Source organism: Scytonema sp. PCC 10023, assembly GCF_963920835.1.
In the GTDB taxonomy this organism is placed as follows: domain Bacteria; phylum Cyanobacteriota; class Cyanobacteriia; order Cyanobacteriales; family Nostocaceae; genus Kalymmatonema.
This window is the reverse complement of record NZ_CAWUDP010000158.1, coordinates 1-16,001: the sequence shown is the minus strand read 5'-3', so window position 1 is coordinate 16,001 and position 16,001 is coordinate 1. Positions and strand designations below refer to the sequence as shown.

The following is a 16,001-nucleotide window of genomic DNA, read 5'->3' as shown; positions in this document are numbered from 1 at the left end:
GATAACAAGTTGCTCAGAATCGCTCATTGGGTCATCTTACCGCATTGCCAGTACCATCTCCCCCGAAAAAAATCGCTCTCGGTTCGAGCACAACATGAAATTTGGACAACGGAGTTACAAGGGTTTGAGACGACGCAATTCGCGTATAAAGTGGGCTCTTGTCAGATTTTGGTGATGATTTTTGCAAGCCGCAACACCTACAGCACTCAACCCTTCAAAATTTTTCGCTCTCCCTTATACTCCAGCTTGCCGTAATCTAATTTAAAGAGCCGATCTGCCAGATAAAAATACCGCTCGTCATGGCTGATAACCAGTGCAGTTTTGCCTCTGCTTTTCAGTTCTTGCAAGATCTGAGTGTAAAAAATCTCCTTGAATATGGGGTCTTGGTCTGAAGCCCACTCGTCGAATACGTAGATAGGGCGGTTCTCTAGGGAGACCGTGAGTAGGGCGAGGCGCTTACGCTGTCCTTGAGATAGATCAGTGGTCGAAAATACACCATTTTTGACTTGAACTTTGTGCTCAAGCTGAAGTTTAGCTAGATAGTCCCGTGTCCGAATTTTAAGGTCGCAGCTACTCAAACCCAAAATTTTCTCAAACAGATAAAAGTCGGAGAAGACAGCCGAAAAATGCTGACGATACCACTCTAAATTTTCGTCAGTGATGAGCTTTTCATCAAGATAAACTTTCCCGGTTTCAGGGATGTAGAGCCCTGTGATTAGCTTGGCAAGGGTAGACTTACCGCTGCCGTTACCCCCTACTAGAAAAACTAATTCCCCAGGGTGGAGCTTTAGGTCAATCGGACCAAGGATAAAGTTATTTTCCCCTCGCTCCCCCCGGTAAGCGTGGGTTACCCCTGCCAGTTCTAGACATTTCCAAGCAAATTGCGAAGTAGGCTGAGCAATCGAGCCGCCTTCAGCTGAGTAAGTTGCCAATCCTAGACCCAGAGACTCAACCTTTTTCAAAGCAACGCTAGCCCTGCTCCAGCTAGGAAGTACGGACATGATTTCAGCCAAGGGCGTCATCAGGTAGACAATTGTCAGAACATAGCCAGACAAAATCGAGCTTTTGACCTCTATCAGACAAGATAAGCCAAAGAGAAACAGGCCAATAGCAATAAAGAAAAGGAGTTGACCCCAACTGGCAGCGGCGGCAAAAGTAGTCATCCCAACAACATTATGATGGCGGTAGGAGGCAGCAGTCGGCTGGAGATATTGAGAAAGGAAGGCCTGGCGACGCTGGTGATGGAGTTTGAGTTCCTTAATGCCTTCAGTAATGGCACGGAAGTGTTTAAATAAACGCCCCTGCTCCTCACGGGCCAGGACAAGGGAATGCCTGGCGTTCCTCTCCAGCACCTGATAACTGTACATACCGAGAACCAAAAAGCCAAGCATCACCAAAAACATCGTCTTAGAGAGCCAGCTCATGTAGATGAGGCAGCCAGCTACAATGGCACTGTCAACACAGAGGATGGGAATTACAAAAAAGGCATTGGAGACAGATTGGACATCATCTGTGAGGAGCGTCAAAAGTTGAGGAGCGCCTATCTCTTCCAAGCGACGTAGGGGAGAGGCCAGGATGCGGCGGCTCAAGAGCATACGCAGGTCGAAGATTGCTCTTTGGGAAAGGCGAACCAACAAAACTTGAGAGGCAAAACGAGCGACAAGTAGCAAAAGACACAAACTGAAAAAGCGCCAGAAGATTGGTGTGACTGTTGATGAATGACCACGGCTCAAGACCGTATTAATCAGGGCAATCAGACCTACACTGCTAGCCCCACTGATGAAACTAGCGATCGCAGCCAAGGCAACAACTAACCAGGAAGTCTGTAGGAGAAGGCGGATAATATTCATTGTTTGCCTGCTATTTTGCTTTCAGTCCAAAACTTTAGAGTTGTCGCCTTCTTCGCAACCTGTAACCCCTGCCATCTAGAGGTCTAAGATTAAGAAAAGGTTATTAAGCGACAAGTCTTTTATTTTCAAATAAAGTACTTTGTTGTGTCCAGTTCAAGATTTCGTTATTTATTTTTGTTTGCGCTTCAGCATCGAACTCACACCCAAAACACCAAGCGTCAACATACCCAACGTCGCACAAGGTTCTCGAACCAACGCAGGTTTCAGCGCTGACAAGGCTGATTCTGCTATTAGCCAATGACCACGTGTCGTTGGATGGATGTCGTCCCAAAACAAATACTCGTTGGGATTAGGACAGGTTGTGAAATTAGAGAGGTTTAGGCAAGAGTCGGTTAAATTGGTGAAACCAAATTCTTCCGGAGTTGCTAGCATTCTATTAAATAGGGAACTAATATCGAAAGGGATTATGTTTATACCAAGTTGCTGGCTTAAAGCAGCAAGGGTTGCACTCAAGCCGGAGTTATGAAATGCAGTTAAAGTGCTGAGTTCAGTGGAAATCTGACTATCACCGTGTATACCAGGAAGCTTGCCCAAATCCGGCAAGTTAATCACTATGATATTTTTAGCGTTGGCTGTAGCGAGTGATGTCACCGCATTTGTCAAATTAATTACTGGCACGCTAGGGTCAGTAACGTTATTACCAAGGTAATCATTTGCACCAGCCCACACTACATATAGCGCGTTTAGGTCAGCTTTCAAATTAGCTGCTGTAAAGTCCTTGATCTGCTGGCTCAATCCTGGTAAGTTTGGAGCACCTGTGTTATCAATTCCTGTGGTGGCACCACCGAAGGCGAAATTGGTTTGCTGCTTAGAGCTTAATCCCAGATTGGATGCGAAATACTCTACCCAGACCGGACCATTGGAAAAACGTCCTTGAAAGTAGGGTGGGCTTGGGGGAACTCCTGTAGCATCAAACACGTTGCCAATATCAGAGAGGCTATCGCCAAAGACAAAAATTTGGCTAAAACCTACAGCTAAAGCTTTAAGCGGCAACATGCAAGACAAGAGGACAAAACCTGCTGTTAAAATTTGTTTTTTCATTTTTACTCAACATTATCCCAATAGACATCTCCGAAAAATAATTAAATTGTGGTAAAAGAACATAGAAGAATCTATCCCACTAATGTAAAACTGTGGTAATCTACTTCTTAAGTGGGAAGAATGTATTACACTATGGCTGGACGTTTTGAAGGATTAAGTGACCTGGAATGGAAGTTGTTTGAAGATATATTTCCAAAGGAACCAGAAAAGCGTGGTAAAGGAATGCCTCATGCGCCATATCGTCATGTATTAAATAGTCTGTTGTACATTCTGATTACTGGATATCGATGGTGTGACATACCACGTGGGGATATCTGGGCATCAAAAAGCTCATCGCACCGATGGTTAAAGCAATGGCGTACTGATGGAACATTTGAACATTTACAAGTGGTAAAGCTGAACCAACAAGTGACATAAATTTGTTTTGTGAAACGAAAAAAGAGTTTCATGAGCGACAAATGAAGGGGTGCTTGCGGTTCATCAACTTTGGTGCTTAAGCTATCGACAATCTGTATTCTCGTATATCTGCCCGAGCATCTACAGTTTTTGCAATACAACCCATGAATGGTGCAGCAACTACGACATCGGGGTTCGATAGTAGTCACAGCCTGAAAAGTTAGCCCGGAGCGCTTTACCGGCTACCACGGTGTCAAAGCGCAAGCGTTCTGGGGAGCAATTGACATCTCCAACACAGAATGTGCAATCCCTTAAAGGGATCAATACCTTTTCACTACCCATTGGATAAAGAAGTACCAACGCCCCTTTACGTAAGACAATGCGAAAATTATTGAACCAGGGGTTGTGGGAACGATAATGACCGGCGTAAGCTCTCCATTCCTCAGGATATTCAAATGAAAGCGTTCCGGTGTAATGCTGGTTGACGTACCAATCAGCACCATGAAATGCCTCTACAACTCGCTTACCTTCCCACCCAAAAGTCAAGAAAAACAGGGCAAAATCAGGATGTTCTACACAAAACGTGTCCTTGCCACGACGCTTCAGAGGAATCGTTTCACCCGCATACTGTAACAATAATTTCTGGTCTTGGCTTATCAGTACCAGTTGCTGCTTGTCTGCTTGGTAGACTCCTGCGTATTCATCTGCATTATTTACCAGCGTAGAGTCGGGAGGTGTCGGTACTGGTGGCAGTTCTTGATTGCGGAGAGCAGCACGTAAAAGTTTCATGGCAAATTCTGTAATATAAGCTGGCACTCCTGAGCCGTTCATCAAGACAACTGCACCTAAACCTTCGTTTAGATCAGCTATGATAAGCGCGTTAAAACCGGTAGTTTCTCCACTATGAGCAATGTGAGTATGACCGTCAACCTCATAGACAATCAGACCATAACCATAGAACAAACTCTCATGCCACGCTTTACCAATGACACGCTGGGTCATCAGGTTAAAACTGTCTTCAGATAGAAGGCGAATCCCGTCTCCCTGCCCATGATTCAAGAGCATACGCAGGTAGATTGCCATATCCATAGCACAAGAGGCAATGCTCCCAACACCAGTACCATATTCAACCCAAGGCGCTGGTACAAGGGGATAGTTGATATGGAATGGACGGTTGTCGTAAATGCTTTGGTATCCAACTGCAGCACGTGTACGAGTTTGGGGCGTAATTGCTGCTACAGTTGCCTTCATCCTTAGAGGGTCAAGAATATGTGATTGGATGATGTGAGGATAAGGCTGACCTAGTAAATCTTCTAGGAGAAATCCTAACGCCTTGTAGCCCACATTTGAATAATGGAAATGTTTACTAGGTGGATAAGCTGCTTCTGTATTACGCAAAGCCCAAACTTCATAACGGGAGTCCGGTATCTTTGAGTATGTGCCAATAATCCCGGCAGTGTGACTCATCAAATGGTGAACCGTAATTGGCTCGTAAGTTGATTGCACCTGAAACCAGGGAAGATACTCCTTAACGGGCGCGTGCAAATCAAGTTTTCCCGCTTCGTATTGCTGTAGCAGGGCAATACAGGTAAAGGATTTGCCAATCGAGCCGATTTCAAATAGGGTATCAGGGGTAATGGGAGTTTGGGCTGACAAATCAGCGTAGCCATCCGTAGTAAGATGGAGTAGTTCAGAGCAATTAGTTAATGCCACTGCAACGCCTGGTATGTTGGCAAGCTGCCTATGCTGTTTGATAAACTGTTCTAACCGCTCAAATGCTGCTTGAAACTGAGTCATGTGGTTGTTTCCGAGCTTAGCTTTGAATAGTATGAAGTTTCTCTTGAAGAAGTGAGACTTTTTAACACAACTTTGTACTATATAAGCCTCAGTTAGACGTAAGTTCCACAAGGAAACTGTCAAATCTGGATACCTAAAATTGAGGGTTTTTTGGAAAGCGCTGACAGGGTTTTTGTTAACCCTCAATATAGCTTACAACACACTCTCTTGCAATGCGTCCGGTGGTATTGCCGTTATTCTCTTAGCGGTGGTGATATCAAACTTTTGGAAGAGTGTAATGCAGTCCTAAACATTTGTAACTGGGGAGCATCCCAATTTGGCAAAAATAAAGTCCGAAAAATTATTCGCGATTGCATCACTGCCTATTAATAAAGTACCTCCAAGACAGCTTTATACCTGATATCTTGCATATATCAGGATAAACACTGAATATGTAACCTAGCGTTATAAAGAATCATATAATCAATACCTTCGCCAAAAAAAGAGTATGAAGAGGGAGGGCTAATGTAGTAGAGTTATTGTCTTCCAAAACGACAACTCAAGAGCTACATACAGCCCATGTACGACATACTAGCACTGCTGCAATGCCTACTACCAGAAATTAAAGTGACAACGATACGGCAAATGAACCAAATTATTATGGCGATGTTAGCTATGAGCGGCCGAGTTACGATGCTGGGAATATCACGTTGGACTCTGATGGGTGGCAGTTATCGAACAGTGTTTAGATTCTTTCATACAGTCATACCGTGGGCGACAGTGTTCTGGCTATTTTTTCGACGGCATCTGTTTTGTCCAGAAGATGAGTATTTACTAGCAGGGGACGAGGTAGTAATCACGAAAGCAGGCAAAGAAACATATGGGTTGGATAAGTTCTTTTCCAGTTTAATGAACAAACCCATATCAGGACTATCGTTCTTTACATTATCATTAGTAAGTATCAATACCTTCGCCAATTTACGAGGGTGAGTTAATGTATCCACTCCCTTTTTTCTGAGGCTTGGCAAAAACAATAAGTCCTAAAAATTCCTTCAAGGTTTCCCGCAAGGTTTTTTTAACGTATTGCCCGCAGTATCAAGGGTTTGAGAGTCTAAGCTACGTTGTAAGCTAAATGTTCATGTATAGGTCATTTTGCCAGTTTTGCCAAAATTTTTGTAGGCTCTTATTTTGGCAAAGGTATTGTAAAAATACCATATAGTTACCAAACTCCTGAACTGGCCAGTGGGTACAACAGTGACATTCTATGTATAATGATAATCACTTGAGTATGGAGGTTGTCCAAAGTCCAATCATTAACCGCTACGAGTTTGGTTTAAACATTTAACAACAGTTTGATAACACCTCCCCATTGAGCTCTCATTTCTGACACTTCCATCGGTTTTACATGAGCTCGTTCAGTATATTCTCTAAATCCTCTTCAGATAAATGTTTTAATTCTTCCATGATTTGAATTATCTCTCCGTCACTTTCCCGATCAACTTGCACATCTTCCCGATCAACTTGTAATTGTGTAACTGCTAAGGCTAGACCTTCCACAGTGGGTGTTTCTAGTATGCTTCGCACGGGCAGCTCTACTTGGAAGGCATCACGCACCCGAGAAATAACTTGGGTGGCTAGTAAGGAATGCCCTCCTAGCTCAAAGAAGTTGTCGTAGATTCCTACCTGTGTAAGACCTAAAACCTGAGCCCATATCTCTGTAATCGACTCTTCTACCGGAGTTCGAGGAGCCACGAAAGCCTTTGACAGTTCTGGTCTTGCTATTTCCGGTACCGGAAGTGCACGGCGATCCACTTTGCCATTTAAGGTCAGTGGTAGGGCGTCCAGCATTATGTAGGCGGAAGGAATCATGTACTCTAACAGCTTCTGCTTTAGAAAGCTGTATAATTCACTAGCCGTGGGGGTCAACTCCTCGTTAGGGACGACATAGGCTACTAAGCGCTTGCAGCCGATTATATCCTCCCGCAATATGACAACATTCTGCCGCACGGTGGGGTGTTGACTTAGCACCATCTCGATTTCCTGCGGCTCAATGCGAAAGCCACGGATTTTTATTTGGTGATCTAGGCGACCAAGATACTCAATGCTGCCATCTGGTAGGTAACGGGCTAAATCCCCGGTTTTGTAAAGTCGTGTGCATGGCTCGTTGCTGAAGGGGTTGGGAATAAACTTTTCAGCTGTTAAATCGGGGCGATTGAGATAGCCGCGAGCTAAGCTGACACCACCAATGTGTAGTTCTCCTGGTACTCCAATGGGAACCGGATTTAGGTGTTGATCCAGCAGGTAAATTTGGGTGTTGGCGATCGGGCGACCTATAGAAGGATGTGTTGACCAGCAATCTGGAATTGACTCTAGTGTATAAGTTGTAACTACATGGCTCTCAGATGGTCCGTATTGATTTTGTAAGGAACTGTTTGGCAACCGTTTGAATAATTTGATGATGGGTGTAGTTACTTGTAATTGCTCACCAGTACTAACAACATCTTTAAAGTTTATGTAAAGTTGCTCCTGAGAACTGTATTCCTGAGCCAGCTGCTGTAGCACGACAACGGGTAGGATGAGCTTTTCAACAGCGGTGTCCAAGAGAAAGCGTGCTAAACCTGCAACATCTAGTTGCAATGTTTTTGAAATTAAGAATAAAGTGCCACCAGAACACCAGGTAGAAAAAATCTCATGGAAGCTATTATCGAAGCTCATTGAGGCGAATTGTAAAGTCCGTGTTCCTCTGGATAGTTTGGCAAAATGCCAATTTAGTAGATTTGTAAGGGAAAGGTGGGACATACCGATTCCTTTGGGCTTTCCCGTTGAACCTGAGGTGTAGACTACGTAAACTAAGTTCTCAGGCATCACCCCGTTGGCAGGATTTTCCCTGCTTAATCCGGCAATGTCCTCCCAGCTTGTGTCTAAGCAGACTACCTGTGCTTCGTAATTGGGAAGTTTTTTGACCAATCGCTGCTGGGTTACCAGCACTGAGACTTGAGTATCTGCTAATATGAAGGCTAAATGTTCTTTCGGATACAGGGGATCTAAGGGCACATACACCCCCCCTGCCTTGAGGATGCCCAGTATTCCCACCACCATCTCCAGCGATCGCTCCATGCAAATACCCACTAGCACTTCCGGTCCCACACACAAAGTTCTCAGGTAATGCGCCAGTTGATTGGCTCGGCAGTTTAATTCTCTGTAGGTGAGTTGTTCTTGCTCAAATACCACTGCTACAGCATCTGGCGTTCGCTCTACCTGAGCCTCAAATAGCTCACAGATACACACATTTTTGGGGTAATTTGCCGAGGTATCATTCCACTCTACTAATATTTGATGCTGTTCTGCAGCGCTCAAAATATTCAATCTACTGACTGAGGTGTCCTGGTTATCAATAATATTTTTTAACGTGGTCTCAAAATTTTCAGCAAGGTGTTTAATGGTCTCAAATTGAAACAGGGCAGTATCATAGTAAATTTCTACTAAGAAAGAATCAGCCAACCGAACACAGGATATTTTGACTTTGAATACCCCTGTAGGACTATAATGTCTGCAAATGCAGAATGATACATTAGAGTCTAAATATTCCAACGATAGATCTTCAAATTCAAAACAGATAGGAAGTGATGAATGAGCAAAGGCATTTTGCGTTTCACCTAATTGCTCTTCCCAGCTTAGATCACCTTGACACTCATAAACCTCTAAAATAGCTTGATTGACTTTTTCCAAAACTTCAGTAAACTGAACATCATTTTCAAGATGACAATGAATAGGTAGCCATCTAGTAAAAAGCCCTAGTGCTGAGTGTAACGCTTTATAGTTTCTACCATGAAAAAGAGTGTTTATGATTATGTCCTGCTGCTCTGTAAAACGATACAGCAGAATGTACCAGCATGATAGAAGCAATACAAATGTAGAAGTGTTATACTTTTGCACAATTGTGTCAATCTTTGCGATTGAAGCAGAATCAATCATCACGGATAGAGAATCTGGAGAAAATACAGGTTTTTCAAACAACTTTCCTTCACCAGGAAGAATCAATTCAGGAAAATCCTTTAAATTATTCCTACTCCAATACTCTCTACCTAATTTAGTGCTTTCTGTTTCAATTAACTCATTTTGTAATTCGGAGTAATCTGCGTATTGTATTACTTCACCCAGCGGCTTATTTCCATGCAAGTATGTAGCATAGTGACAACTAATTTCACGAATTAGATTTTTGAATGTCCATGTATCAGCACAAAGAAACGGCAGACTGACAAGCAGGATATGCTTTTGTCTTGATAAAACATATAGATGTATGTGCAAAGGCAGTTCTTGTTCAAAATGAAACAAAATTTGCCTTTGTTCTCGAAAAAGCTCTTCTAGTTTAGCTTCCTGCTCCTGCTTTTCTAGGTTCTCATGACTCAGATCAATAACGTTAAATGATAAACTATTATTATTTGAAATTACCTGTAGTAGGATATTGGATTCTGGCTCTAAGCGGAAGGTGGTGCGGAGAATCTCATGTCGAGCAACAACTTTCTGTAAAGCTTTACTAACGATATCTTTTTTTAACTCCCCTTCCACAATTACAGCACACACAGAACGATAGATTAGGCTATCCTTATGCCATAGCCATAAATGTTTCTGCTGTGGTGAAAGCCTATAACATTCCATCTTCTCTTTTTTCATTAGATTATCCTTACTTTCAACGTGTGTTATACCCTATATAGAAATAATAAACGTAGCTTTTTAGTTAGCCATTCTATCAATTTATAAGATAGGATTTGAACTCACTCATGATGCAGGGTTATTTCATTCTAAAAAGTTGCTTGAGTGTGTTTAAGTCAAAAGAACATAATCGTTAAACTTGAGCCATATTTTCCAACCTACGGTCACGATATAGATTCAAAGCGAAGTTACGAGCCTAAGCATTAATCTGCAGTTGAGGAATGGTGCGTATCCTTGACATATAGAAATCCGCGCATCATTTGTAAAAAATCACAGTTGTTGATACTCTAACCATAGGTAGTACTGATAAAGTGCATGGCGGTACTTATGGAAGAGTTGATAGAATTCAATCAAGCCAACCCAGATCCTAGATAACTGAAACGGGCACTGGTTATAAAAATGGTGATGCAAAACTATGCTATTTCGACTATTGGAAATATTTTAGAAGTTTCTTTAGGCTTTGTAAGTAAATAGAAACACGTATTTGCAGAACAAGAAATCGCAGGACTTAAGCTCAAATATAAAGGCTCGAGTGCTTATCATCCGAAGAAGCGTGCGCTCGCCAACAGGCAAGTTGGTGGTTGCGCGTAGCGCAACCATCATTTTATAATCGTCGGTTAAATCGTGATTTTTCTAACATATTTGGTATTAGAATGATGGTTTTTCATATTAGCTATAAGGCTTTCTATGATTTCCATCAAAAAACATTGCCGCAACGATTGCAGTTGTAATAATTTCTGCATCGGTCATTTCTGTCCGGCAGTCTTCTTTGTGAGCAATTGCCTCCAGCACGCTTCGCGAACGTCTTGAGCATATCTTCAATGATAGCATAGACAACAATAGTTTTATTTAACATCAGCCCCTCCGATTTTTCCTCTGGAAGGCATTTTATTGCTTTACTAACCAATGCGATCACCTGGATACATAACTAGCAACTTGAGTTACTAAGTACCTGCATCCTTCATAAGTGTAGACAGCTTCACGAGATGTGCCTCCCGAGAAAGAGGTACTATCGATGGCTCTCGAAGTTCTGAACCAGTGTCCTTTATCCTCTCAATTTCTGAAGATATTTCAGCAATTGTAAGCATTTCAAACAAGTGGCACAGAGGTAACTCAACTTGAAAGATTTCTCTTAATCTAGAAGCAAGCTGAATACCCAGCAGAGAATGCCCCCCTAAGTCAAAGAAGTTGTCGTGGATACCTATTTGCTTAATGTTAAATAATTCTTGCCAGATGTTGGCAACAGTTTGTTCAAGCTCATTGCGAGGGGCAACGTAAACATTTGGCAAATTTGGTCTTGGATGACGCGAAGATGAATTTCTTTTTGAATGTTCCGTGTTTTGTAGAGAATCAAGTTTAACCCAATGATTAATTCTGGTTTGCAAATCTCCAGTTGAGATAATGATCTGATTTAATAGGCTTGAGAACAAAGCACGCTCAAAAGCTTCTATCCCTTCTTCAGGTGTTACAGCCAATTCAACCACAGTGGTTCCAACAGAAGCGGTTTGTTCTTTTTTTCCAAATTGCCAACCATCCCAATTCATACTGATCCAGGGTATAGTACTTATCTGATTGTGCTTGTGAGCGAAAGCATCCATAAATACGTTTGCTGCTGCACAAGCACTAAACCCTAATCCTCCCAAGATAGATGATAAGGATGACAGCAATACACAAAAATCAAGCTTTTTTCCCTGCAAAACTTTTTCGAGTACAAATAATCCCCGCACTTTCGGCTGATAGTGTAACTCACATTCAGATCGACCTATCTTTTGAATAGAGCAAAGAGAATTTTCGCCAACAATTCCTGCTGCATGGATAACACCATGAATTTCCCCAAAAAGCTCATATGCCTGAGCAATAACTTTTTGCATTTGTTCCTGATTGGCAACATCTGCGCTGACAACCATGACTTCTGCACCTAACTCTTCAATTATCTGCAATTTCTGGATCTTGCGACTCACACCATCGAGCTCATCATGTGTCTCTAGCCATCGTTGCCACTCGTCTCTCTCGGGAAAGGTTGAACGCCCTGTCAGTACAAGTTTAGCTCTGACTGTTCGTGCTAAGTACTCCGCCAACAGAAGACCGATGTTTCCTAGTCCACCTGTAATTAAGTAAATTCCTCTCTGCCTTAACCGTGTTGTCCTATCGCTCGGAGCCTCCAATCGCTTTGCTTCAAAAGTTTGCACCCATCGATGATTTCTACGATAGGCAATAGTTAAGTCAAAAGGTTCTGTATAAAGTTCTGCTATGATTTGGTTTACTAGTTTCTCCTCCTGTTTACTTCCTGATTTGGGAAGAATAACGTCAATACTCTGGCAAGTTATATAGGGATGTTCTTGCGGGATGACCTTATAAAGTCCTAATGCTGTCGTCTTTTCTGGGAATAAAACTTCCTCTCCAGTTACTTCACATATACCGTTTGACAAGACCCTGATTTGGAGAGCATCAATCAAGCGTTGCTTTCTTAATGCCTGTGTCAGAAAGAGTAAGCTATAGAAACCTAAATTCTGACATTTCTCAAAGAAATCAACTCCTGAGTTTACAGTCTCATTAGCTGTAATACTCCATAAATGAACAATCACTTTTGGGATCTTGCCAAGTTCGTAAAGTTCTTTGATTAACGCATCATGTTCATTGGATTGTTCAGGATTAATGCTGTACTTATTCTCACTTAGCTTAACAAACTGTTTACCTATCGTTACAGTAATTACATTCTGGTTTTTTTGTTCCAGTTGTTTTACTATTTGGGCACCCAAGCCAAAGGTATCGATAAATACCAGCCACCATTGCTTTTCATCTACCAAATTTCTCTGCTTAGATATCTGTGACTGTGCAGAGCGCTTCCAGGAAGGAATATAAAACCAATCTGCAATATCTGGTTTTTTACTTGATAAGAACTGGAAAGTATCGATGTTGCTTATCTGCTTTTGAGGTTCAATCCAGTAACGCTGACGCTCAAATGGATAAGTAGGTAAGGGCAAACGTTGTCGTTGCTCTTGAGTATAAAAGCTGGGCCAGTCTATTTGCACTCCCATCAGCCAGAGTTGACCTAATGCCTTCAACAAAACTTCTACATCTGACTGTTGCTCCTGTGGATGGCGTAACGAAGAAATCACAACCTGCTCACCTTGTTGATGTTGCCGCGCTAATGTACTCAACATCTGTCCTGGACCAATTTCCAGCAGGATTCGCTCTGACTGATTTAACAACTTAGTAATCCCTTCGCTAAAGCGGACTGGTTGCCTGAGTTGTTGCGCCCAATAGTTTGGGTCTGTCGCTTCTGCTGTTTTGATCCAAGTACCACTGATGTTGGACACAAAGGGAATGTTGGGAGCTTTTAACTTGACTTTGTGTAAATGCTCCAAGAATGGCTTGATAATTGGTTCCATCATGTGGGAATGAAAGGCATGGGAAGTTTTGAGACGACGACAAACAATACCTTTTTCAGCAAGTGTGTCTTGCAATTTCTCCACAACCTCTGTTTGACCCGAGACTACGCAGAGAGACGATGCATTGAACGCGGCTATGGAGAGTTGCTTGCCCAGCAGTGGTCGCACTTTTGCCTCGGGAAGTGGAACTGCAAGCATAGCACCATGGGGTAGTTGCTGCATGAGTCTTCCTCGTACAACAACCAGCGTTAATGCGTCTTCCAAGGAGAAAACCCCAGCTATGCACGCAGCTACATATTCTCCAATGCTGTGACCAATCATTGCTTCCGGATGCAAACCCCAACTCATCCATAATCTGGCTAGGGCGTACTCAATAATAAATAGCGCTGGCTGTGTGATAAAAGTTTGATTCAGCTGTTGCGCTGCTTCTTGTATATACTCCTTGTTGGGAAAAATTATATCCCTGAGATCAAGACCCAAATGCGGTTTTATGTACTCTGCACAAAAATTGACCTGTTCACGAAAGACTGATTCAAGCTGGTAAAGCTCTAACGCCATATTTACGTACTGAGCGGTTTGTCCTGGAAACATAAAAGCGATAGACCGATGAGTACGTTCTTCAAAGACTGTTAGAACTCGTTTTGGATCTTGGGTAACGAGCGTGCTCACAGCATCATTAATGTCGTGGCAAACGAGCATTCGTCGGTAAGGGAAAGTTCTTCGACCCACTTGGTAGGTATAAGCAATATCCGCCAGATTAATATCAGAATGCTTCTTGAGATGGTCAGTCAGATTTACAGTCAAAGTTTCTAGAGCCGAGCTTGTTTTAGCAGATAGCACCAATAAATGCCAAGGTCTGGATTTGCTTGAGCTTTCAATAATAGGGGCTTCTTCTAAAACCACATGTGCATTAGTACCACCAACGCCAAAAGAACTAACCCCAGCCCGACGGATGTGTTGATCTACTTTCCACGGAGAAAGAGAGCTTTTAACATAAAAGGGACTGTTTACGAAATCAATCTTAGGATTAGGCTGCTTAAAATGCAAGCTAGGGGGCAACGATTTGTTTTTAAGCATCAAGACAGTCTTGATTAAGCTTGCAATACCAGCTGCTGCATCCAGATGTCCGATATTCGTTTTCACGGAACCAATAGCACAAAAGTTCTTTGCCTCAGTACTGGTGCGAAAAGCTTGTGTCAGTGCAGCGATTTCGATAGGGTCACCCAACGACGTACCAGTCCCGTGTGCTTCCACATAAGTGACAGTCTCTGGGTCAACCCTAGCCATGGCAAGAGCTTCTGTAATCACTTCTGCCTGACCGTTTACACTGGGTGCTGTATAAGCAACTTTTGAAGAACCATCATTATTGACAGCCGAACCTTTAATAATTGCATGAATGTAGTCTCCATCAGAGATAGCATCTGCCAGACGCTTTAAAACAACAATTCCCACCCCATTACCTCTCACAGTTCCTTGTGAGAGGTAATCAAAGGCTTTGCAGTGCCCATCAGGAGAATAAATTCCTCCTTCTTGATAAAAATAACCGATTTTTTGTGGAACTACTATTGAAACTCCACCAACTAAAGTCATGTCGCACTCACCATTTAGCAGGGTTTGACATGCTAGGTGAACAGCAACTAATGAACTGGAACAGGAAGTTTGAACATTGACACTTGTGCCCTTTAAGTTTAATTTGTAAGACACAAGCGTAGGTACAAAATCGCTGCTATTTCCAATCCTAATTTGCATATTACTAACTGATTGGATGAGGCTACGATTCGAGGTAAGGTTATTCAAAAAGTAAGTATTAATCCCTACGCCAGCATAGACACCAATTTTGCCCTCATACCTTTCAGGATCATAGCCAGTACTTTCAAGGACTTCCCAAGCACACTCCAGAAAGAGGCGGTGTTGTGGATCCATGATTTCGCATTCTCTGGGATTGAAGCCGAAGAATGAGGCATCAAACAATTCTATGTTTTCAAGGACACCGCCTGCTTTAACATAATTGCGCTCTTTTAGAGTAGACAGGTCAACTTCTGAAACCTCCAATTCTGAATCAGAAAAAAAAGAGATTGTTTCTACCCCATTTTGCAGATTTTGCCAAAATTCATCAATATTTTTAGCTCCTGGAAAACGACCAACAATACCGATGATAGCTATGTCATTAGATCCATCGAATGTACTTAAATTGTTCATTTTAAACTACTCACTCTTTTTTGTTACTTGATTGGTTTGTCTAAATTGCCTTCTTTGTCTCATTGCTTCCCTACGGAACTCAGTTCGCTTCAAACTTTGTTCAAAAGAAGGTTGTTCAACTCGTTCTTTGTTTAAGTATTCACTTAGAGAATTGATGGTTGGATATTGGAATAATTCAATGATTAAAATATCCCTTGTCAAAACTTCTTGTAGTTTGTTATGTACCTGAATGATGAGCAACGAATGACCACCTAGATCAAAGAAATTATCGTAAATACCTACTTTCTCTAAGTGAAGCGCCTCTTGCCAAACAGCCGTGATGGTGCGCTCCATTTCGTCTCGAGGCGCGACATAAGCTTCTTGCATCTCAGCCCGTGCTAAATCAGGTACGGGCAATGCCTTGCGGTCTAACTTACCGTTAGGTGTTAGTGGTAGTGTCTCCAGAATCACAAATGCCGAGGGCACCATATATTCTGGTAGCTTGTTCTTGAGAAAACTACGTAATTCCTTGCTGGCAGGTTCTGAAGGTAAATTGGTAACGACATAAGCTACCAAACGCTTCTCACCAGGGGAG

The 16,001-nt window shown here is 42.4% G+C and carries 7 protein-coding genes and 1 pseudogene; 2 read left to right on the top strand and 6 right to left on the bottom strand.

Annotated elements, in window-relative coordinates; all coding sequences use genetic code 11:
- Positions 1–206: 206 nt before the first annotated feature.
- Together ACM0OZ_RS45115 and ACM0OZ_RS45110 are read right to left on the bottom strand one after the other, a co-directional pair.
- The gene (locus tag ACM0OZ_RS45115) at positions 207–1,850 is read right to left on the bottom strand and encodes a cyclic peptide export ABC transporter (RefSeq protein WP_414589472.1); all 1,644 of its coding nucleotides are present in this window, start codon (positions 1,848–1,850) and stop codon (positions 207–209) included.
- A 168-nt stretch (positions 1,851–2,018) separates the two neighbouring features.
- Complete coding sequence (locus ACM0OZ_RS45110; RefSeq protein ID WP_414589470.1) at positions 2,019–2,951, bottom strand: SGNH/GDSL hydrolase family protein; 933 nt, start codon at positions 2,949–2,951, stop codon at positions 2,019–2,021.
- 132 nt (positions 2,952–3,083) lie between these two features.
- Between ACM0OZ_RS45110 and ACM0OZ_RS45105 the strand changes: the two genes are divergently transcribed.
- The gene (locus tag ACM0OZ_RS45105; RefSeq protein ID WP_414589468.1) at positions 3,084–3,368 is read left to right on the top strand and encodes a transposase; all 285 of its coding nucleotides are present in this window, start codon (positions 3,084–3,086) and stop codon (positions 3,366–3,368) included.
- Positions 3,369–3,527: 159 nt separating this feature from the next.
- On the opposite strand, the gene ACM0OZ_RS45100 is transcribed toward ACM0OZ_RS45105, so the two are convergent.
- Positions 3,528–5,144, bottom strand: a complete 1,617-nt coding sequence (locus tag ACM0OZ_RS45100; protein ID WP_414589466.1) for a serine hydrolase domain-containing protein — start codon at positions 5,142–5,144, stop codon at positions 3,528–3,530.
- A gap of 558 nt (positions 5,145–5,702) precedes the next feature.
- On the opposite strand from ACM0OZ_RS45100, the pseudogene ACM0OZ_RS45095 reads away from it, so the two are divergent.
- Positions 5,703–6,086: pseudogene (locus tag ACM0OZ_RS45095) on the top strand (transposase); the annotation flags it as partial.
- A gap of 438 nt (positions 6,087–6,524) precedes the next feature.
- On the opposite strand, the gene ACM0OZ_RS45090 reads toward ACM0OZ_RS45095, so the two are convergent.
- The 3 genes from ACM0OZ_RS45090 to ACM0OZ_RS45080 all read right to left on the bottom strand — a co-directional run.
- Positions 6,525–9,797, bottom strand: a complete 3,273-nt coding sequence (locus ACM0OZ_RS45090) for a non-ribosomal peptide synthetase (RefSeq protein WP_414589464.1) — start codon at positions 9,795–9,797, stop codon at positions 6,525–6,527.
- A 983-nt stretch (positions 9,798–10,780) separates the two neighbouring features.
- Positions 10,781–15,427 (bottom strand): SDR family oxidoreductase, encoded by a 4,647-nt coding sequence (locus ACM0OZ_RS45085; RefSeq protein WP_414589462.1) that lies wholly within the window; start codon positions 15,425–15,427, stop codon positions 10,781–10,783.
- A 6-nt stretch (positions 15,428–15,433) separates the two neighbouring features.
- Positions 15,434–16,001 (bottom strand): phosphopantetheine-binding protein (locus ACM0OZ_RS45080; RefSeq protein ID WP_414589460.1); only part of this gene is annotated, 568 nt, incomplete at its 5' end.

Excerpts from the sequence above, each read along its gene's own strand:
- ACM0OZ_RS45115 (WP_414589472.1), bottom strand. The coding sequence starts at position 1,850 with ATGAATATTATCCGCCTTCTCCTACAGACTTCCTGGTTAGTTGTTGCC.
- ACM0OZ_RS45110 (WP_414589470.1), bottom strand. The coding sequence starts at position 2,951 with ATGAAAAAACAAATTTTAACAGCAGGTTTTGTCCTCTTGTCTTGCATG.
- ACM0OZ_RS45105 (WP_414589468.1), top strand. The coding sequence starts at position 3,084 with ATGGCTGGACGTTTTGAAGGATTAAGTGACCTGGAATGGAAGTTGTTT.
- ACM0OZ_RS45100 (WP_414589466.1), bottom strand. The coding sequence starts at position 5,144 with ATGACTCAGTTTCAAGCAGCATTTGAGCGGTTAGAACAGTTTATCAAA.
- ACM0OZ_RS45090 (WP_414589464.1), bottom strand. The coding sequence starts at position 9,797 with ATGAAAAAAGAGAAGATGGAATGTTATAGGCTTTCACCACAGCAGAAA.
- ACM0OZ_RS45085 (WP_414589462.1), bottom strand. The coding sequence starts at position 15,427 with ATGAACAATTTAAGTACATTCGATGGATCTAATGACATAGCTATCATC.